The organism is Nitrincola sp., from assembly GCF_048264025.1.
In the GTDB taxonomy this organism is placed as follows: Bacteria; Pseudomonadota; Gammaproteobacteria; order Pseudomonadales; family Balneatricaceae; genus Nitrincola.
The window spans coordinates 21,368-41,212 of sequence record NZ_JBLXDN010000001.1; the positions used below are offsets into that span (position 1 = coordinate 21,368).

Annotated in this window: 16 protein-coding genes; 7 read left to right on the forward strand and 9 right to left on the reverse strand. The window is 52.1% G+C overall.

All coding sequences use genetic code 11. The features are described from left to right. Positions 1-4 precede the first annotated feature (4 nt). The 7 genes from ACN0R1_RS00105 to ACN0R1_RS00135 all read left to right on the forward strand — a co-directional run bounded on the left by ACN0R1_RS00105 (position 5) and on the right by ACN0R1_RS00135 (position 7,292). Complete coding sequence (locus tag ACN0R1_RS00105) at positions 5-1,114, forward strand: cytochrome-c peroxidase (protein ID WP_417578672.1); 1,110 nt, start codon at positions 5-7, stop codon at positions 1,112-1,114. A 162-nt stretch (positions 1,115-1,276) separates the two neighbouring features. After that, positions 1,277-2,455 carry a M24 family metallopeptidase gene (locus ACN0R1_RS00110; protein ID WP_417578674.1) on the forward strand — a complete coding sequence of 393 codons (1,179 nt, stop codon included), beginning with the start codon at positions 1,277-1,279 and terminating at the stop codon, positions 2,453-2,455. 61 nt (positions 2,456-2,516) lie between these two features. Continuing rightward, a complete protein-coding gene (locus ACN0R1_RS00115; protein WP_417578676.1) occupies positions 2,517-4,139 on the forward strand; it encodes a phosphotransferase in 1,623 nt (540 codons plus the stop codon). Beyond that, on the forward strand, positions 4,132-5,022 hold the full coding sequence (locus tag ACN0R1_RS00120; RefSeq protein WP_417578678.1) for a GAK system ATP-grasp enzyme: 891 nt from the start codon (positions 4,132-4,134) through the stop codon (positions 5,020-5,022). The genes ACN0R1_RS00115 and ACN0R1_RS00120 overlap by 8 nt, the downstream gene beginning before the upstream one ends. 4 nt (positions 5,023-5,026) lie before the next feature. After that, the gene (locus ACN0R1_RS00125) at positions 5,027-6,394 is read left to right on the forward strand and encodes a metallophosphoesterase (RefSeq protein WP_417578680.1); all 1,368 of its coding nucleotides are present in this window, start codon (positions 5,027-5,029) and stop codon (positions 6,392-6,394) included. A gap of 8 nt (positions 6,395-6,402) precedes the next feature. Further along, positions 6,403-6,681 carry an amphi-Trp domain-containing protein gene (locus ACN0R1_RS00130; protein ID WP_417578682.1) on the forward strand — a complete coding sequence of 93 codons (279 nt, stop codon included), beginning with the start codon at positions 6,403-6,405 and terminating at the stop codon, positions 6,679-6,681. 95 nt (positions 6,682-6,776) lie between these two features. Further along, the gene (locus ACN0R1_RS00135; protein WP_417578684.1) at positions 6,777-7,292 is read left to right on the forward strand and encodes a sigma-70 family RNA polymerase sigma factor; all 516 of its coding nucleotides are present in this window, start codon (positions 6,777-6,779) and stop codon (positions 7,290-7,292) included. Between the two features lie 20 nt (positions 7,293-7,312). Here the strand turns inward: ACN0R1_RS00135 and ACN0R1_RS00140 are convergent, their stop codons facing one another. The 9 genes from ACN0R1_RS00140 to ACN0R1_RS00180 form a co-directional block, all read right to left on the reverse strand. Further along, positions 7,313-8,800: a surface lipoprotein assembly modifier gene (locus tag ACN0R1_RS00140; protein ID WP_417578686.1), complete on the reverse strand. Its 1,488-nt coding sequence runs from the start codon at positions 8,798-8,800 to the stop codon at positions 7,313-7,315. Positions 8,801-8,882: 82 nt separating this feature from the next. Then, positions 8,883-9,623 (reverse strand): Slam-dependent surface lipoprotein, encoded by a 741-nt coding sequence (locus tag ACN0R1_RS00145; protein WP_417578688.1) that lies wholly within the window; start codon positions 9,621-9,623, stop codon positions 8,883-8,885. A gap of 90 nt (positions 9,624-9,713) precedes the next feature. Beyond that, positions 9,714-12,887 (reverse strand): TonB-dependent receptor, encoded by a 3,174-nt coding sequence (locus ACN0R1_RS00150; protein WP_417578690.1) that lies wholly within the window; start codon positions 12,885-12,887, stop codon positions 9,714-9,716. A gap of 93 nt (positions 12,888-12,980) precedes the next feature. Further along, entirely contained in the window at positions 12,981-13,997 is a 1,017-nt protein-coding gene (locus tag ACN0R1_RS00155; protein ID WP_417578692.1) for a FecR domain-containing protein, read from the reverse strand. 24 nt (positions 13,998-14,021) lie between these two features. Next, on the reverse strand, positions 14,022-14,576 hold the full coding sequence (locus ACN0R1_RS00160) for a sigma-70 family RNA polymerase sigma factor (protein ID WP_417578694.1): 555 nt from the start codon (positions 14,574-14,576) through the stop codon (positions 14,022-14,024). A 176-nt stretch (positions 14,577-14,752) separates the two neighbouring features. After that, positions 14,753-15,715 (reverse strand): DUF4880 domain-containing protein, encoded by a 963-nt coding sequence (locus ACN0R1_RS00165; protein WP_417578696.1) that lies wholly within the window; start codon positions 15,713-15,715, stop codon positions 14,753-14,755. A gap of 162 nt (positions 15,716-15,877) precedes the next feature. Further along, positions 15,878-16,834 (reverse strand): response regulator, encoded by a 957-nt coding sequence (locus ACN0R1_RS00170; protein ID WP_417578698.1) that lies wholly within the window; start codon positions 16,832-16,834, stop codon positions 15,878-15,880. 195 nt (positions 16,835-17,029) lie between these two features. Further along, positions 17,030-19,060 carry a PhoX family protein gene (locus ACN0R1_RS00175; protein WP_417578700.1) on the reverse strand — a complete coding sequence of 677 codons (2,031 nt, stop codon included), beginning with the start codon at positions 19,058-19,060 and terminating at the stop codon, positions 17,030-17,032. Between the two features lie 110 nt (positions 19,061-19,170). Further along, positions 19,171-19,836, reverse strand: coding sequence for an HAD family hydrolase (locus ACN0R1_RS00180; RefSeq protein ID WP_417578702.1), 666 nt, complete (start codon positions 19,834-19,836; stop codon positions 19,171-19,173). Positions 19,837-19,845: the final 9 nt, after the last annotated feature.

The following is a 19,845-nucleotide window of genomic DNA, read 5'->3' on the forward strand; positions in this document are numbered from 1 at the left end:
TGCCATGCCATTGAAGCTATTCATTTACAGTCTGGCGATGGCCCTATTCATGAGTCCATCACACGCCGCGTCTGACCCACTGATAGAGGCGTACCGGCAACCTCAGTCGCTCTGGCCCGCGGCTGAAACCGATGCGGGGATTGATGCCATGGAACTCGCACCGCTGCCGGCGCCAGACAGTTTACCCGTCTGGTCCAGCGTGACGCCCGAGCGCATCACGCTGGGTAAACAATTGTTCTTTGAACGCCGCTTATCAGCGTCTGATCAGATCGCCTGCGCCTCCTGCCATGATCCAGACTTAGGCTGGGCAGATGGTCGACGTGTGTCCATCGGTCACAACCGGCAACAGGGTGACATGAACGCCCCCAGCATCGTCAACAGTATTTTTCTGCATGAGGTATTCTGGGACGGTCGTGCGGCCAGCCTGGAAGAACAGGTTATCGCCAGTTGGACCAATCCCATTGAGATGGCGGGTGATGTGGACGTTTCAGCAGCAAAGCTGTCAGCTATAGCGGGTTACGCTCCCCTGTTTGAAGCCGCATTTGGCGATACCGAAGTGACCGTTGAACGCATCGCATCTGCCATTGCGACGTTTATGCGCAGCGTGAATATGCTCGACGCCCCCTATGATCGCTTTCTAAAGGGTGATACTCAGGCTCTCAGTGATGCTCAGGTGCGTGGTCTGCACCTGTTTCGCACCAAGGCGCGCTGCATGAACTGCCACCAGGGGGCCTTACTGAGTGACCAGCAGTACCATCACCTAGGCACCTCATTTGAGCGCGTCGGTAATTTTCAGGGACGCTATCAGATCAGCGGAGCGCCTGAAGATGTCGGTGCTTTCCGCACACCGCCACTCAGGGGTCTGAGTGCAACCGCTCCCTACATGCACAATGGTTTTGCCAGTGATCTTGACCTGTTACTGTCGCTCTACAACATCGGCTGGTGGCAAAACGCTGCGCTACGGGACAAAGACCCTGACATTCCCTTGGCACAGCTTTCGCCGCGAATCAAACCGCTAGAACTGTCCCAAGATGAACTGGATGATCTCAAGGCGTTTTTGCTGTCCCTGACCGGCAATCTGCCTTACATGAAACCTCCAGCAGAATTACCCTGATATAGAAATATGTCGCCGATAGACACAATCCACCTAAGGATGTCGTTTTCAGAACAGTAATGATTTGAACTGCCAGACGATGCAACTTATGCTTGAACTCTCAGGAAAATAAAATTAACTGAAGTAAATAATCTATCAGCGTGAGCGGAAGGGGGTAACCGGGTGAAACTGGCATTTACGAAGAAAGAATACCTCCAGCGGGTTAGAAAAGTTCGTCGCGAGATGCGCACCCGCAAAGTGGATGTCCTGATTGCGACCGATCCTGGCAATATGAACTGGTTGACCGGCTATGATGGCTGGTCCTTTTACGTTCATCAGGGGGTGATCCTTCATGTCGACCATGAAGAGCCTATCTGGTTTGGACGACGCATGGATGAAAGTGCCGCGCTGTTGCGCTGTTTTATGAAAAAGGAAAACCTGACCAGCTATCCGGAAGAGTATGTTCAAAACCTCGAAAAGCATCCGATGACCTGGATTGCAGAGAATATCTTCATTGAAAATGGCTGGAGCGGTGCCACCATCGCTACCGAGATGGACAATTACTACTATACCGCGGATGCCCACCGTTCGTTGCGGCTGGCTCTACCGGAAGCACGCTTTGTCGACAGTTATAATCTGGTGAACTGGTGCCGGGCGATCAAGTCCGACAAAGAAATAGAGTTCATGAAAATTGCCGGTAAAATCACCTCGAAAATACACCAGCGTATTCTGGATGTCGCCAGAGTCGGTGTACCCAAGAGTTTTGTGGTGTCACAGATTTATGAAACAGCGATTGCCGGTGTCGATGGGCACAGTGGGGATTATCCTTCCATAGTGCCGCTACTTCCCTCGGGTAAGGAAGCCTCAGCGTCCCATATCACCTGGGATGAGCGCCCCTTTCGAGCCAATGAAGGTACGTTTTTCGAAATCTCCGGTTGCTATAAGCGCTATCACGCGCCCATGTCACGGACCCTTTACATGGGTAAACCCAGCCAGCGGTTTCTGAATGCCGAAAAAGCCCTGCTGGAAGCCATAGATGCCGGATTGGAGCAGGCCAAGCCTGGTAACCGAGCCTGCGATATCGCCCACGCCCTCGACCGGGTAATGGAAAAATATGGTATAGATCGCCAGGGTGCACGCTGCGGCTACCCTATCGGCGTGAGTTATCCACCGGACTGGGGTGAGCGAACCTCCAGCCTCAGGGCATCAGATGAAACGCTGCTGCAGCCCGGTATGACCTTTCACTTTATGCCTGGTATCTGGCAGGAAGACTGGGGTATCGAAATCACCGAAAGCATTTTGATTACCGAAACTGGGGTGGAAATGCTGTGTGATTTTCCCAGACAACTGTTTGTGAAGTAGCATCCTGCCAGCCCTATCGCTATGATTAGACCTGAACACCTAATCAATACAGAGCGATAGCATGAACCTGGCGTTGCCAAAAGAGGTCAAACAGCAGCTTATTTTTCTGCTGGCTGAGGTTAGAACCCAGTTGCAGAATTTGATTCTGCTGCTGGATTCCCCTTCGGCAACGCTGGCGCGCGCCATCACGGAACGCAGTGGACACAGCTATAACCTGAAACAGCGCACCCACATTCGCTGTCTGAAAGCCTTCAGTGACAGTGAGCGCTATGATCCCCAGTCACTCAAGGCCGCCGGTGACCTGGCCGATGAGTTGGAGCGGATTACCAGCCTCTGCCGGGAGTCTGCCAGAGAACTGCAGCACCTCAAGCATCGCCAGATGCTGCAAAAGCACAAGTATCGCAAACGCCTGAAACAAATTGACAAGGCACTGCATCTGGTAGAACAGATCATGGTGTCCAACGACACCCACGCCGCTCTGGATATAGGCAAGGTACAGCAGAAGCTGGTGCGTTTTTACAAACACGCCCGCGCTTCTCACCTGGCCGCACTGAAAAAACACAAGCAAACCGAAGCGCTGATCAGCAGCCTGTTTCTTGCTCGTCATATCATGGATATGGGCTCCGCCCTGATCAATATCAGCGAATCTCTGTTAGCTGTTTTGCTTGGCCAGCCGATGAACATGAAGCAGTTTTTATCGCTGCAGGCGATGGTTTCCAGCATGGGCCATGACGAGTGGGATAACCTAACCCTGGAAACCATTGCTGAAACCCGCTCAGGCAGCGCCATTTCGGCCATATCTCAAGATGACGACCAGTTTATCGGCGTGCTCAAGGAAGGGGCGCTGCGCAAAGTACAGGAAGAGCGCCGCGGACTGGAACGCTGGAATGAAATTATTCCAGGCATTGCCCCTCAGGTTTTATCACAGCACCACAAGGGCAGCTCCGGTGCCCTGATTATTGAACACCTGCCTGGCAACACCCTGGAACAACTGGTGCTCAAGCAAGCTGAACAACCCCTGTCTGAAGCCATGGAGTTAATGTGCGATATGCTGCCGAAAATCTGGCAGTCAACCAAGCGCAAACAGAAGGTATCACCAGCCTATATTCAACAACTGCAAAAACGCCTTCCAGCCGTCCTCAGTATTCATCCGAGCTTTAACTCGACCAACACCCTGATTGGCGAAGTCAAACGCCCGGCACTTGAACAACTATTGAATCAGGCCGCCAGACTGGATGAAAAGCTTCCGGCGCCCTTTGCCGTCTACATCCACGGTGACTTCAACCTGGACAATATCCTCTATGAACAGGTTAAGCAGCAGCTACGCTTTATTGACCTGCATCGCTCAGGCTATATGGATTACGTACAGGATGTCTCGGTCTTTATTGTTTCTGGATTGCGCCTGCCCTTGTTTGATCAGCACTCCAGGACCTGTATTGAGCATATTTCCACGCGCCTGTATGAGACCACGGCCAGCTTTGCTGAATCCCAAAAAGACGCCAGCTTTAAAAAACGCATGGCGCTAGGACTGGCGCGCAGCTTAATTACTTCGACCCGCTTTATTCTGGATGAAGCCCATGCCCGCTCCCTGTTCGAGCGGGGCTTTTATCTATTGGAGCATCTGATTGCACATCAGGATAGCGAAGACTATCCATTGCCCCTTAAGGAAATACTGAATGTCTAAGCCCCGAATTGCCGTTATCGGGAACCCCGGTAAATGGTCAACTGAAGTGCTAGCAACTGCATTGCAACAGCGCACAGGGTTTCGCCTGATCGCCGATCTATCCCAAACCGCACTGGACCTGACATCTGGACGCTTACTGTTTGAGCAACACAATCTTTGCGATCTGGATGGCATCATCATCCGCAAGGTAGGAACCGACTACAGCCCAGTCTGTATTGAACGCTTGGAAATGCTGCGGGTAGCCGAACATGCCGGTGTGCGTATCTTCAGCTCCGCCCATAGTCTCATCCGCCTGCTGGATCGGCTGGCTTGCACAGTTACACTGCATAACCACCAAATCCCCATGCCGCCCACACTGGTAACAGAGTCCGTGGAAACGGCGCTACAGCAGATTGAGAGCTGGGGTCGCGCCATTCTGAAACCATTGTTTTCCACCAAAGCCCGAGGCATGCAAGTACTCAATGCAGATCAGGGCCGCAAAGTACTCGAATCCGAACTAATCCGCTACAAAACCCGACACCCCGTGCTTTACTTACAGCAACAGATAGATCTACAGGGTGAAGATATGGGGCTGGTTTTCATTAACGGTGAATACCAAGGGGCGTATGCGCGCATCGCCGACAAAAAAGCCTGGAATACGACCATCCACAGTGGTGGCCGTTATGCGCCCTGCCAGCCCGATCCAGACACCATTGAGGTCGCACGTCGGGCACAGGCCGCCTTTGATCTGGACTATGCCACTGTTGACGTTGCCATGTGCCAGGATGGACCGGTAGTGTTTGAGGTTTCAGCACTGGGTGGCTTCAAGGGCTCCCATACCGGCAGCAACATTGATCTGGCAGCACGTCTGGCAGATTATACCCTGACCCAACTCAGGGGCTGATGTCATGTCGGCCAGCTTCACACCTACACCACCACTGCCTAGCTACCAAGGGCGTAACTGGCTAGCTGCCAAACTGCCCGATACGGCGTGTAACTGGTTAGATAACGCCCCTGGTAACTGGCAACTGGTGGGGCCAGCTCAACCTGCCCTGACCGACCAACTCCTCAGGCTAGCAGACCCAGTTGCCTGGCAATGGCCTGAACAGCTGGTGGTGTTTATCACCGATCTGCATGCCGATGCAGAAGCCCTGTCTGCCTCGCTAGTCGCCAGTGGGCTATTTGCCCGCCATGGACCGGCTCCAGGTGACTTAACCCCTGTCTGTCATATGCCAGCTTTTGAAATCATCATTGGCGGTGACTGCCTCGACAAGGGTCCCGCCAACCTGCCACTGCTACGTCTGATTCGACAACTGATCGACTGGCAAATCCCACTAACACTGCTCAGTGGCAACCACGACTTGCGACTGCAGCTAGCCATTCAATCGCTAAAACAACCCGATTGCTCCCGCAATGGACACTTCCTGCTACGTTTAGGCAGTAAAATCATGCCCTTCTGTGTCGAGCTACTCAGTGAGTACCCACTCTCAACCGAAGAACTGCAGAAACTACCCACCGAAGCCGAATGTCGCCAAATTTTACTGCCCTCTGAAGACTGGCCAGACCGTTTTCGCCAAGCGGCCACCAGCCACTTGAGCCCAGCCCAGATCAACCTGGAACTGGAACGCTTGGAAGCCCGCAAACAACGTTTTTTCCAGGCCGCCACCACAGCCAGTCTAACGCTGCAACAGATCTATGCCGCGCTGCAACGCTGGCAGCAGCAGTTTATGGAACCAGACGGTGAGTTCTACTGGTTCACCGAGCGCCAACAACTACTGTGCCGACGCGGCAGCTTTGTGTTTGTACATGCCGGTTGTGACGATAGCATGGCGCAGCGCCTGGCTCGGGAGGACTGGCAGACCTTGAACAGCGACTTTCAAGTTGCGCGTCAGGGTGAAGCCTTTTCGCTGTATTTTGGCCCGCTGGGTAACATGCTGCGTACCAAGTACCGTCGGCAGGATCCACCCTTAACAGCCAGCAGCCGTCAGGCACTGCATCAGGCTGGTATTCATGCTCTGGTCCATGGACACCGCAATTTACATCAAGGACAACGCATCACTTTTCGCGCTAATATGATACATTTCGAATGTGACGTGACCTTAAACCAGGTATCTCGCCAGCAAGAAACGCTGCAAGGCAGTGGCGCAGCAGTCACGCTGTTTTATCCACAGGGCTGGGTTGTCGGCATCAGCAGTGACGCTCCTGCGGCTAAGTGCTTTTCCCCTCAGGGACTGCATAAACTCGCCACACAGTTGTACACGGATTCAACGAAATGAGGCTTGATATGAGTAAGAAACGATCCTTTCATCATGAATCGTTACAGAAACCGGATCAAATTAGCTGCATTCTCAACGCCTTAGTCGAAGGGTTTGAACAAGGCACAATCAAGCTCGATGATGGCAGTGGTAAAATCAAGCTGAAGCCGGAAGGCCTGCTCAATTTAGATCTGCTGGCCAGCAAAGAAGCCGGCGTAAACCGTCTCTCTATCAAAATCAGTTGGCGCGACCAGAACTGTAAACATGAACCCGCAGACAAGTCCTCTCTCAAAATATACGGTGGCTAAATTACTCAGCTAACATTGCACTCCGACAGATTTTAAATAATAATGATTAGCGTTTGCATAAACCCTGCAAATCTGTCTGTCGAGGAGTGTGTTTCATGTCAGCAAGCCCTACTGCACAAACCCAGGCTATTGGTGAACTCTATGTTGCCCACAGCGACTGGCTGTCGCGCTTTATTCAGCGCCGTGTCGGCTGCCCACATACCACCGCCGATCTGATACAGGATACCTATCTGCGCTTACTGACCAGTGGCCGTCTACCTGAACAGCAAGATGCCCGCCGCTTCCTCACCCATGTCAGTAAAGGGCTGGTCATCGATCTCTATCGGCGCAAGCGTATTGAAGATGCCTACCTGGTGTACCTGAAAAACCAGCCTGAGTACCTGGCACCCTCACTTGAAGAACACCTGCAAATGATTCAGGCGCTGACAGAGATTGATACGATGTTGCATCGTATGCCGGAAAAGGTGCGTCAAACACTGCTGCTGCGGCAGTTCGAAGGGCTGAGTTACAAAGACATTGCTGAACGCCTGGGGGTTTCCATCTCATCAGTAGAAAAATATATGGTTAAAGCCCTACAGGCCTGCCTGATGCTATACCGAACCTACAATTGATCACCTAGCTTTATTCAAGCTCAAAAACGTCGCTCCAGCTTCAGGCTAACCTGGTTTCGATCATGGCTGTAAAGCCAATCAACATTGCTGCGTGTTTTACGATGACGCAAGGTCAACACCGGCTCAAATCCAGCGATCTGTAAGGTCGGCGCACGCAATATCAGTGTCAGGCTCTGTTCATCGTCCTCCCGCCGCTCACCCAGTACCGCACTAAATGCCTGGTGACGCCGTTCACGATGTGACAACAGCAGAGTTGTATGCAGGTGCGGACTCAATGGTGCCGCCCCCCCTATTCGCACGCCAGGCTGCTTGTAGGCCAAGGTGTCATCATCCGCATCACGGTACTGCCAATCCAGACCGCCAAACAGCGTCCAGTCATTGGGTAGCACCTGCCAGAGGGTCGCATACAATGCATGTGATGGACCCTTATAGCGATCAAACCTGGAGTCCTTGTAATCGAGTACCCGAGAACTACCCTCCAGCTTGAACACTCGCCGGGGGGTCAGATGATGCAGCCACTCGGCTTGCAGGCCCCAGGCATCATGCAACAGTTGATCACCCTGAGCCGTAAATTCGACCAACGGAGCCAAGCGAAACTGATCACGCTGGTTTTGATAACGGTACCCCAACTGGAGATTCAAGGTACTCTCATTGTACTCGCGGGTATCTTCATAAGACTGTCCATACCAGAGCGCACGCACATACATGCCATGATGCCCTGACAAGCTGAACTGACGGTTCAAACTCAACTCATAATCCACACCCGTGGCGGCCACCGCATCCGGCACTTTGCGCTCGTAATAGCAGATCCCACCCTGCTCCAGCAGACAGGTACGACTACCCGAGGACTGATTCAGGTTGTCATTCCAGATAGGTCCCAAGGCCACCGATCCCTGCCAGGCATGGCGTTGATCCAACGCCTGCAGAAAGCTAGCCACCGTGCGCCGCACACCGGTCTGGCGTGTGTCCAATGGATCCAACTGTGCGCTGATCTGCTCAAACCGCTGATAGGCTTCGCGATTTTTATGGTTCTCGAACAACACCCGTGCTAATTCCAGTTGTCCCGGCAGAAACCCAGGTTGTAATACCAGCAACTGCCGGAAAAACGCTTCTGCACCACGTAAATCACCCTGTGCCCGTGCCAATGAGCCTTGCGCAAAGGCCAACAGCATCGGATCCGCATCCGCTAATGCCGCATAGCGCGGCAGAAAATACACCACCGCCGACCACTGACGTTGCTGTAGCGCCACATAGAGTGCTCGCCCCAGATCATCAACATTATCCCCAACAGGATACGCGCGGCCTTCAATAATCAGTTGTGGCTGTCCGGCGGGCTGATAGTCTTCATCAGCCAGTAAGCGCCGCTCCAGCGTTTCAGCCTGCTGATCCAGACTCTGTTGCAAACGCAACTGCACATCAGCATCTTGCGCAGCAAGGGGCATCGCCAACAGCAGCAAAATAGTCCCTAGACCACCCACCTGCCAGCGCGTTATAGGCATATCAAACATGAAAGGGTTCCAGCAAAAAAAGCAGAAACTGGGCAGCGCGTCCGCCACCCAGTCAAGGGGCACCAGAGTGCGTTAGATCAGCTCAGTCCTGAGTACCACCGAAAGCGGTGTCATACTGAGTACCGGCAAAATCAACCAAACCAGCCAGGCTTGAATGGCCATTGTAGAACTGGCCGGAGACGTTGCCGCCTGTAACGAATGTTGAGCCAAATAGTCCGTCTGCAGTGCCTGTTCCTGTGATAGAGGCATCACTGTTGATGGTAGCTGTACCAATATCAACAGCGTTACCACTGACACTGGACATGGACCCAGTCAGAGTATTCGCCGCAAAATTAGCCGTAAACGTACCATTCAGCAGACTATTGGCATTACCATCATAGTTGTTGATACCAACCACGGTGTAGGTTGCACTGCCGGACCCAGGTACTGAGGTATCTGCATCGGCACCGGAGTAGTAGACTGTGCGGGTGCTGCTGTCGGCACCGTCAGACCATTCACCGAACCAGACATCATCACTGCCAACCTGGGCAAAGTTAAACGCCCCCATGCCACCATGACCACCGCTTCCCAGCGAATAAACATCATTGGCAAATGAGGAATAGCCGGTCAAGCCCACAAAATCGACCGCCAGGTTAATATTGATTGAAGCTGCTGCAATACCGGCCAGACCTGCTGTATGTGGCCCACCATTAACCTGAGATTCACCTGCAATAATCTGGTTCTCATTGCTGGAGCCACCGACAACCGCCGCCTGTGCTTGACCGGCCAGTGAAAATGCCGCCATTGCGACCAGCAGTGAAGATGCAATTACTTGTTTTTTCATGGTATAACTCCTTGATACATTGATTTTTCATCGTGAAGCACATCCTTGTGCTGATGGCTGTTACAAGCCATCCTCCCTGTTAACTGGCCGTTAGAAACGACCGGTCAAACTCAGTTTCAGGGTCCGACCCGGAGCCGCTACCGGCGACCGGGTGGTCGGATCCACGTAATAAAGATCAGTCAGGTTGGTACCCACCAGCTCCACCGAAAGGTTGTCGTTGATCTTGTAATGGGCATAGGCATCTAGCAACAGGGTTTCATCCCAACTGAAGGGGGTATTGGCAAAGTAGGTAAAGCCATAGCTACCATCTTCAAGCTGCCCGGCATAACGGGTATAGTTTTCCAGATCACTGTTTTTATAAGCCTTATGCCAGGTAAAACGACTACCCAATTCCAGTTTACGATTCAGAAAGCGGCCACCCAAAGTCCAGTTGATTGATAGATCCGGTGCCGCCTGCGCCAGTAAATAGCCATTGGGATAGCCGTACTTAAAGCAGGAAGGAATATAGTGAGGAACATCCCAACGGTTATTGGTCAGCATGGCGGCCGTATGCTCATCACAAACCTTGTTTTCCAGGCTGTAATTCACCCCCAGACTGGTAAAAAAACCACCGGTATCATAGCGGCCATCCAACTCGATACCGCGTAGGGTCTGGCTTTCAATATTACGGAAGTTGAAGTAGTTATCCCGCTCAATTACATCGCGAATTTCATTGTGGTAGTAGCTCAGCTTCAGATCGGCATACTCGGCTTGGGGCAGCCAGGGAGTCAGATCTTGGATATACGCAAGTTCCCAATTGCGTGCATGTTCCGGTTTAAGATCCCAGGGATTCAGTGACGCGGAAAAGCCGATGGTACTTTCAAACATGCTCGGGTAGCGTAGGGTTTCGGTATAGCGTAGATACATACGGCTGGCGTCGGTGAGCCGGTAGCCAATACCGAAGTGAGGTACCCAGCCATGATCCTTGCGCTTGCGGGCTTCTGCCGTCATCCGCTCATTTACTGACAGCGCTTGGCAACTGACAACATCATCACCCTGAATTTCACCATTAAAACAAGGGTGTGTTGCTCGACTGTAGTTACCTTCAGCATCCGGGCGCCAGGTACCACCGTCATGAGAATGTATTTCGGATGTAGGATAAGTCTCGTAAGCAGTAGCAGCAAACTGATCATAGATCTCTTGGGTGATAAACCCGCGAGCTAAGGCCATCTGTGCAGATGCTAAAGACTGCTCAACCAAAGCATTACGCTCATCTTCGCTATAGGTGTACTCCGTCCGGTAGGTCACGTTGTAATACTGGGAGACCAACTGAGTAATCTGCCCATCATGATTCGCCAAAAAATCATCAAAGGCCCAGTAAGCGGAGTAGGTCAAACCAGCATTCAGACGTAGACGCTCCACTGGCTGCCACACCAGATCAAAGCCACTTTCCCACTCTTCACGCCGACCGGCCCGGGGAAACATCCGCCAGTTATCGCTGCCAGTATATTCATCGTCAGAGCGTAGTTTTTCCATCTGAAAACGCCCTAACAGGGTCAAAGCCAGGGTGTCATGCAGTTCCATGCGGTTGCTCAGGGTGATACCGTCACGGGTGTTGGTGGCATTGGCAGTCGCTGTATTGCGTAAAATGGGATCGCCATTTTGGTAATAGCTGGTGAAGTTGGGGAAGCCGCCAGCACTGTAAGTGTCACTAAGGGTATCGGTGCGCCAAAGGTTGGCATGAAAATCAACCCAGGGGTTATCGTCTGGCTTATACTTGTATTCCAGGGTGTAGGCTTGGGTTTCCACCTGACTCAACGGCCATTGGATCGTACCGCGCTCCTCAGACTGACTGATACGGGTTGGCATAATCTCCCCGTATATACTCTCCGAAGCACGGTAGCTCAGCCCCAAACTCTCATTCTCAGACAGATGCCAGGTAGTTTTCAGTAACCAGGATTCCATCTGACTAGAGGTGTTGGTGACTTCTGTGCCTGGCTGCCAGTAGTTAGCCATGCTGCGAATATAATCAAGGGTGTTATCACCAGCCTCATTCGAGAAGTAATCGGTATTGCGCTTACCCGAAAAGTAGTTGCCCCGTTCGCGATAGGCATAAGCCGCTAGAAAGTCGAACTGTTCCCCTTTTGAAGCCAGGGCTAAGCGGTAGGCGTAGTCGTCTCCACCCAGCGGGTTCTCATCGCCACTACTGCGGGATGCCGGTGTCACCATCAGCGTCGCATCATCATAGGGATAAGCAGCGCCTCCACTCCCCTGTGGATAACCCTCCACGGTACGGAAGTCCTGACCTGTGTGCAGTGCCGGTACTCTGGGGCTGACGGAATTACTACTGCCCTCCACCCGAAACTCAATCCCGAAATCTTCGCCCTCGCGAATGATGTCCTCTGGCTCCAGGGTGCGAATCACCATGGCGCCGCCGACACCACTTTGTACATCGCGCTCGCGGGTGCCGCCTTTGAAGATCTGGATACCGCCGATCAGATTGGGGTCTATGTAGTTACGATTGGTCGCACCGTTATAGCCTCGCCAGACCGTCAGGGCCTGCTCCGTACCATCCACTGTCACCGGTACACGACCTGGCCCTTGCACCCCGCGGATATTCAAGTCCAGCGCACCGCTGTTGCGTGCCTCACCACTGAACACACCCGCCACCCCTTTCAATAGGTCAGCAGGGTTAGTGCCTTGATAGCGCTCGGCTTCCACTCGGCCGATATAGGCGGTGGCGGTATCCCGATCATAGACTTCGTTATAGCCCTGCTCATCGCGACTGATGCTAAACCCGGCACCCTCAATCTGCAGGGTGTCTAGAGACACGGCACCACTGTCGGCTTGCAACGCTGGTTGAGGGGTACTGGCGGGTTGTACCCGCAAGCTACCATCCGGTTGCGGTTGTGCCACCAGATCAGTACCCGCTAGGAGTTGATGCAATGCCTGCTGCACATCCATGCTGCCCTGCACTCCAGGGCTGCTTCGACCTTCCAGTTGCGCCGGTGTCGCCGCAAGCAGAATGCCAGTTTTCTGGGCGAACTGGGTCAGCACTTGATTCAACGGGCCGGCTGCAATATTAAATGCGTGGGGCGCTGTAGATGACGACAAATTGGCCGTTTCCGAGGCCTGCGCTATGGCCGGATGGATTGGCAGCAACATCATGCCCACCAACGCTAGCTGTATAGCCGTACTGAGCAATCCTGGACGAAAAATCTGGCATGTATACTCTGGTGGATGGATGCGTTGATTGACAACAGGGGCTTGAAAACTGGACAGCATGGGTCGGTATCCTCTCTATTTGCAGATCCTATACCCTTTAATCGAATAACCTCTGCAAAAGCGGAACTTCTACGTAAACATTTTTATCAGCAACTACTCAGATAAATTTGCATCAATACTGACCCACCAAGGAAAGCGATGCTGCACACGGATTGGCAGTACCGACTCCAGCATGGCCAGGGTCTGGTCTGTATCAGCCAGTGGATAACTGCCAAACACCCGCAGGTCGGCCACTGCTGGAGATACACCCAAGTATCCACTGCGATAGCGACGGAGTTCGCTGACCAGATCGATCAGGGTAATATTCTGCGCAATCAGAATGCCACGAGACCAAGCTTCACGCGCTGGGTCCGCGACTTCAGGCTTGAAGATAAGCTCCTCGGTGAAACTTGTCTGAGTACCTGGCAGGATGACCTGGGTTACTCCATGTAATGCCGTACGAATTTCAACGGCACCTTCATAGACAGCGACAAACGCATGGTTGTTTTCCAGGCGCACGGTAAATCGCGTACCTAAAGCACGCAACTGCCCCTGCGGGGTAGTCACAACAAAGGGACGAGAGACATCGGAGGCCGTTTGTATCAAAATTTCACCCGACAGCAGTGCAAGGCGTCGTTGATGCTGTTGATAGTCTTCATTAACAGCACTGAGGGCATTCATCCAGATTTTAGAGCCATCTTGTAAAGCCAGTTCCCGCACTTCACCAAGCGTCGTGCGATGGTCTGCAACCCAGGTTTGCCCCAACCCGGTGAGTTGTGTATGGCGCCCGCCCGCCAAGCCCAGTAGACCGGTACCACCCAAGGCGACCAGGCCTAGCAGCAGTTGTCTACGCCGAAGTTGACTACTTTGGGCTTTACGATAGGCTGACACAGCCGAGTATCTGGCTGAACTGGTTTGAATGGGCTCAAAGCGCTGGCCGATACGTTCAACATACTGCCAGGCCTGCTGATGATCCACCGAGTCATTAATCCATTGTTGCCATTGCAACTGATCAGCCGCGCTGGCCTCACCCGAACGCAATAGTGCAAACCACTCAGCAGCCTGTTCCATTGCTTGATAAGTAGGTTCCCCTAAAGTCAGGTCTTCGGATTGACTGGCGCTGTTTACCACGCGGGGACTCCTTATAAAATAGTGTCAGCGCCCTGCCAAAGCGGGTTGAATTACATCCAGGTAAGGCCCGTCCGCCACCAAGTGGCGTGCTTCAAGCTGCATGCAGTAGAGCATAACCTTGGCAACATACTTACGTACCATACGCGCCGAAACACCTAACTCATGCGCCACTTCCTGGTCGGTCATTTCACAACCTACAGCCATCACGAAAGCGCTGGCGGCTTTAGGGGGCAGGCTGTGCAGCAGTCGATCTATCTCCTGCAAGGCTTCCAGCACCATAACCTGTTGTTCTGCAGAGGGCACCAGGGTTTCTGGCTGATTCGCCATGGATTCCAGCCAAGCCTGTTCCAGGCTACGACGCCGCCAGAGATCTACACACATGCCACTGGCCATGCGGCGAAGGTAAGCACGTGTTTCTGCCGTAGAGCTAAAACCTCGAGAGGCCGGTCGAAGGATCAGACGAACAAAGATATCCTGTGTCAGATCAGCGGCATCGGCCGAATTACCCAGACGATGAAATAGCCATGTCTTTAGCCAGCCATGATGATCAGCATAGATATATTTCACTGCCTCATTCACCGCTTTATTCACCTTAGATCACAAACCTTAATGATAATATAAATCATTATTGATAAGAATTATGGCGATTGTAAAGCCTGGTGCTGAGTTAAACAACACCCAGTACACAACGAACTGACAGTTCGGTTAGCAAGAATAAAAAGCAAACGGTGAGGTGCGTAGGTGGATCTGCGTATCTAGACCGTGTTTCCCCTAGGCTCAATCAGAATGTAATAACGGCTGAGGTAGCGCGTGCTGACTGGCAGGATTTCAGTCAACTGTTGCAGAATCCGGTCAGTATCCTGCAAGGAAAACACACCGCTGACCTGAAGGTTAGGCAACTGCTCAGAGATTCGGATCAAACCGTTACGGTAGCGGGAAACTTCGTCAATAAACTGAGACAAAGGCATGTCGGTAACGGCCAAGCGACGGCTCAACCAGTCTGGAGAAGTATCAACCAACACCTGCTGGGTGAGCCGACCAGTTTGATTAAAGTGCAGCTGTTGCCCAGCCGTCAGGTGCAGTGGCTGGGTGTGTTGCGCGGGTGCAATCACCAGCTCACCCTGGTACAAGGATACGGCTGTAAACTGGTCATATTGGCGCAAGCTGAAATGGGCGGCTTCTGGATAAAGGCGTCCATCACGCTGGCTGATTCGCCAGGGAGCGGTATTCACCCGTGTCTCCATCCACAATTCACCCTGGTACAGATGCAGTTGCTGCACTTGGCCGGTGCTGTGAAGATCAACAGCCGTAGCGGTGTTCAGCACCAGTCGAGTACCATCGGCCAGTTGTCGGTCTTGCCATTCACCTCGGTGAGTTTGCCAGTCGGCGCCCGTTAGCCCTGTTGGCAAATAGCTATCGGTTGCCAGCAGCCCCATAGCCCCCAGTATACCCACCCCAGCAAGAAACCGCCGCCGCGGCAAGGACGACGCTGAGCTGCGATTTAAAATCTGATAGCCCGCAACGGGATCTGTGACTTGTTGAAAACAGGCTTGCAACCGCTGAGCTCGCCGCCAAGCCTCGGCATGTTCGGGCGATGCCTCATACCATTGGGTAAAAGCACGACGGTCTTGCTCGCTCACATCATCCGCCCAAAGACGTGCCATCCAGACACAAGCCTGATCGAGAGTCTGTTGATTAGGATGTATTTCAACGCTCATATTCTCGGAGCACCAAGGTTAGATGGTTTTATGGTGATATTTAACGCTTCTACCTAGTAACCGAGTCAGCAGGCAAAACCCTCAATCCTTATAAGATTATTTTTAAACAAGTCATTAATCTCCTGCTCCGCGCCGCTATGCGCCCCAAGTCAGCTGATGGATTTACAGCCGAAAGGGTAAGTGTGCTCTCAGGGTTTCTTTATCGATGGGTTTCACTAGGTAGTTAACTGCGCCCAGCATGATACAGTCCAGCACCACCTCTTTCTCATGATGGCCACTCACCATGATCACCGGTATAGCTTCAAGTGTCGGCTCATTTTTCAATTGGCGCAGTGTTTCAATACCACTCATGTCCGGCATAAACACATCCAGCAAAATGATATCGGGGTGCACTTGGTTTAACTGCTCCAGTGCATCCATTCCGGTAGTCGCTTGATGCACGATATAGCCTTCATTCTCAAGCATCTTTTTCAACAGCAGGCACTGGAATTCGTCATCATCAATCACCATCGCCACCAAGGGATTATGCGCGGCTACTTTCTGCTGTGTAAGCACCGCCTGATTGAGCTTTTTTAAAGCGGATTCAATCAAATTATTGAGTTCAGATTTCTTGGTTTTTTGTTCCGCCAACATCTGTTCAACCAGTTGGGTTATCGCCTTAATGCTGTATTTTTTAGTTTCGAGCTCGTATCTTTGCTGCTGAATATCAGCATTGTAACCCAGGTCGTCCAGTGCCTGATGGACTGACATGATCAAGCGATACGGGTCATAACTGAGTGGCCAGAACACCACATAATCATAAAAAAAGCGTTGTTTGCTGAGTTGGTAGGCCTGCTCGACACTGGCTTTATTACAGAGTGTCACCGTATGGAACGGCGTCGCTCTTTGTTTATGGCAAACCTCTATCAAGGTCTTGCGTAAATGAATAGTACTGTCCAACGACTGGTAGGCCAGTAGTATCACATCAGCCTCACTGCGCAGAAACATCTGTGCTATGGCAACAGCTTGATAGTGAACACAGCGTTGTACAGTTGTGAATTCAGTCTCCAGCTGTTCAATCACTGTGTCAGCAATAACCTCACTATCAGACGCTACGAATATAATGGATCGACTACTCATGGCGTCGACTTCTCTGAGCCGTTGGTAGACAGCAGGCTGACAGGACAAACCTCATCCATTCATTGATCATGCCAATTCTCACTTTTAACACCTGTTAAAAATCAGCTTAGCAGTCCACAGGGATTTAATACATCAGAGAAAAACAAACCCACGCAGAGGTGGGTTTGTGTGGGTTGCTGGATTTTGGCTTGTAGATCAGGCGCCGATCACACCACCATCTTCACGGCTAATCACTATGGTTGCGGAACGTGGGTAAGCAGCACCATCGTGCGGCCAGTGACTGACCAACTGACCGGCGGCAAAGTCTTCCGGTGAGGTGGTCGCACCTGGGTGCTGTACGTTGACGAACATGGTTTTCTGATCTGGGGTAGTGACCACGCCAGTGATCTCCTGACCAATTGGCCCCACCAGGAAGCGGCGGATCACATTATTCTCAGGATCAGCAGCCAGCATCTGGTTATTACCAAACTGTTCCCAAGGACCGGTGTTGACGATGCTTTCACTCATATCTGTCTGAATCCATAGACGCGAGTCAGCATCAAACCATAGGCCATCCGGGCTGTTGAACATGCTGCCACCATCCAGTGGCTGTCCTGCAAGTTCCGAGTCAGACTCAGGTCCGGCCAATACAAACAGATTCCATTCAAACTGAATGGCACTGACCTGATCATTCTGCTCGCGCCAGCGCACGATCTGTCCCCAGTTGTTTTCAACACGCGGATTAGCCGCATCCGTTTCTGTACGGCGACTGTTATTGGTCAGGGTAAAATAGACTTCACCTGTTTTCCGATCAACCGCGCCCCATTCCGGACGGTCCATTTTGGTTGCACCCAGAGTATCCGCTGCAAATCGAGTGTTCACCAGCACATCAGCTTGAGAGTTGAAGCCATTTTCCGGCGTCAAAGGCCCCATACCGAACACCAGTGGTAACCAGTCACCTGAACCATCTTCATTGAAACGCGCCACATACAGGGTACCGTTGTCCAGCAAATGACCACCCGCTGTTGCCTTGTGATAAGGCTGTGCACTGACATATTTGTAAATATATTCAAAACGGGCATCATCACCTGAGTAACAGACGATCGGCTGACCTTCAACAGCAGGCTGAAAAACTATCCCCTCATGTGCGAAGCGGCCTAACTGCGTGCGTTTGACCGGTGTGGCTTCCGGATTGAATGGATCGATTTCGACCACCCAGCCGAATCCATTGACTTCATTACGATAGTCTTCGGTGGCTGATGCGCCCGTCGGGGTGACATTATAACGAATGAACTCATCGGCACCGGTATCGGCCAGCTCCCAGCCATAGCGACCTGAACCTTCTTTAGCCACACCATAACGACTTTGTTCACGTGGCTGTTCAGCATGGTTAATAAAATAACCGGCCCAGTTCTCTTCAGCTGCCAAGTAGGTGTTCCAGGGCGTCACGCCGTGGGCACAGTTGTTCAGTGTACCGCGAGTGCGCGTACCTTCGGGACTAAAACGGGTTTTAACAAAATCAGTACCCCGTACTGGTCCACTGATCTCCATTTCGGTCAGACCGTGGATACGGCGATTGCGGACATCCGCTTCCATGGCCCACTGCCCATCGGCCTGCTTTTTCATGCGCACGACACTGACACCATGGCCATGGATTTCCTTGAGAACTTCATCTGCATCACGCTGACCATCGGCTTTTACCGGAACAGCTGAGCGAGACAGGGCCTGGCCTTTAGCCGAGGCATGCATAAAGCGAGGCTCAACATATTCATGGTTCATCACCAGCAACCCATCCTCTGAGCTACCCTGATAAGGATCCTGTCCTTCAATCGGGAAGAAGTGCATACCATCATGATGGCTGCCCATCTGATGAGCCTGATCCAGGCCGGAGTTCGTCATGGGGTCAAAGGCAGGCAGATTACCCGAGATAGGTTGACCCCAAGGTAGTATGACCTGATGCTTATAGCCCTTGGGTAAGCTGACACCATCCGTGGCAGCGACAGAAATCGCTTCAAAACCGATCAAAGGCGTATGACGACTGCTAGTCCCGGCTGAAGCCAGTGCAGAATAGCTGCTGGTAGCAAAAAAGCCCATCATGGCCGTACCAATACTGCCTTTCATCATGGAGCGACGTGATAGACGTTTTTCAAATATCTGTTGGAATGAAGGGTTATCGGAATGATTACTGAGAGGCTCATCACCCTCATGGTTATCAATCATGCCTTGTGGGGGTTGCTGGATTGTCATGAAAATTCTCCGTGATTTATTGACAGTTCAGCAACTCTAAAGCGCTAGTGTTTCAGTATTTTAACCATCCGGTGACGCCTTCATTACAGTTTTAATAACCCGCTACAGCCTCACTTCAACTGTAACACTGGCCATCCGCGTGCTTTGGCAACCACAGCCAAGTGCTCGTTAGGATTAACCACAACCGGCGTATCGGCTACATCCAACAGCGGTATATCATTGTGTGAATCCGAGTAGAAGGCTACCGGCCAATCACTCAACTCCATCTGTTCAGCGTAGCGGCGACAATGGTGTACCTTGCCCTCTTGATAGCTCATAGGTAACAGGGCGCGACCAGTAAAGCAGTTATCCTGCAGCTCAGGGTCTATGCCGATGACGCCATCAAAACCCAGCGCTTGCGCCACAGGTTCCACCAGAAATATTTCACTGGCAGAAATCATCAGCAAATGATGTCCAGCGGTACGCAACTGACTAATCAGACTCAGGCCATCCTCGTACAAGCGCTGCAGTAACTGCTCCCGAACGAAAGTTTCTGCAATTTTGGCAACCTCCGCATAGTGACGTGCTTTCAAGGGTGCCAGATTAAGCGCCAAATAGGCCTCCATATCCAAATTTCCGGTGGCATAGGTGTCCATCAGCACGCGATGCTTGGCTTGAAAGCTATCAATATCATTAATCCAACCCAGGCGTGCCATCTCACCAGCCCAAAGCTCAGAGCTGTCGCCCGCCAGTAGAGTGTGATCAAGATCAAAAACAACCAAATGGGGTACGTTCATTAGTATTTC

Bases quoted from the DNA above. Each gene is read 5' to 3' on its own strand.
- ACN0R1_RS00170 (WP_417578698.1), bottom strand. From the start codon at position 16,834: ATGAGTAGTCGATCCATTATATTCGTAGCGTCTGATAGTGAGGTTATT.
- ACN0R1_RS00130 (WP_417578682.1), top strand. From the start codon at position 6,403: ATGAGTAAGAAACGATCCTTTCATCATGAATCGTTACAGAAACCGGAT.
- ACN0R1_RS00165 (WP_417578696.1), bottom strand. From the start codon at position 15,715: ATGAGCGTTGAAATACATCCTAATCAACAGACTCTCGATCAGGCTTGT.
- ACN0R1_RS00125 (WP_417578680.1), top strand. From the start codon at position 5,027: ATGTCGGCCAGCTTCACACCTACACCACCACTGCCTAGCTACCAAGGG.
- ACN0R1_RS00150 (WP_417578690.1), bottom strand. From the start codon at position 12,887: ATGCTGTCCAGTTTTCAAGCCCCTGTTGTCAATCAACGCATCCATCCA.
- ACN0R1_RS00180 (WP_417578702.1), bottom strand. From the start codon at position 19,836: ATGAACGTACCCCATTTGGTTGTTTTTGATCTTGATCACACTCTACTG.
- ACN0R1_RS00135 (WP_417578684.1), top strand. From the start codon at position 6,777: ATGTCAGCAAGCCCTACTGCACAAACCCAGGCTATTGGTGAACTCTAT.
- ACN0R1_RS00120 (WP_417578678.1), top strand. From the start codon at position 4,132: ATGTCTAAGCCCCGAATTGCCGTTATCGGGAACCCCGGTAAATGGTCA.
- ACN0R1_RS00145 (WP_417578688.1), bottom strand. From the start codon at position 9,623: ATGAAAAAACAAGTAATTGCATCTTCACTGCTGGTCGCAATGGCGGCA.
- ACN0R1_RS00140 (WP_417578686.1), bottom strand. From the start codon at position 8,800: ATGTTTGATATGCCTATAACGCGCTGGCAGGTGGGTGGTCTAGGGACT.
- ACN0R1_RS00105 (WP_417578672.1), top strand. From the start codon at position 5: ATGCCATTGAAGCTATTCATTTACAGTCTGGCGATGGCCCTATTCATG.
- ACN0R1_RS00115 (WP_417578676.1), top strand. From the start codon at position 2,517: ATGAACCTGGCGTTGCCAAAAGAGGTCAAACAGCAGCTTATTTTTCTG.
- ACN0R1_RS00175 (WP_417578700.1), bottom strand. From the start codon at position 19,060: ATGACAATCCAGCAACCCCCACAAGGCATGATTGATAACCATGAGGGT.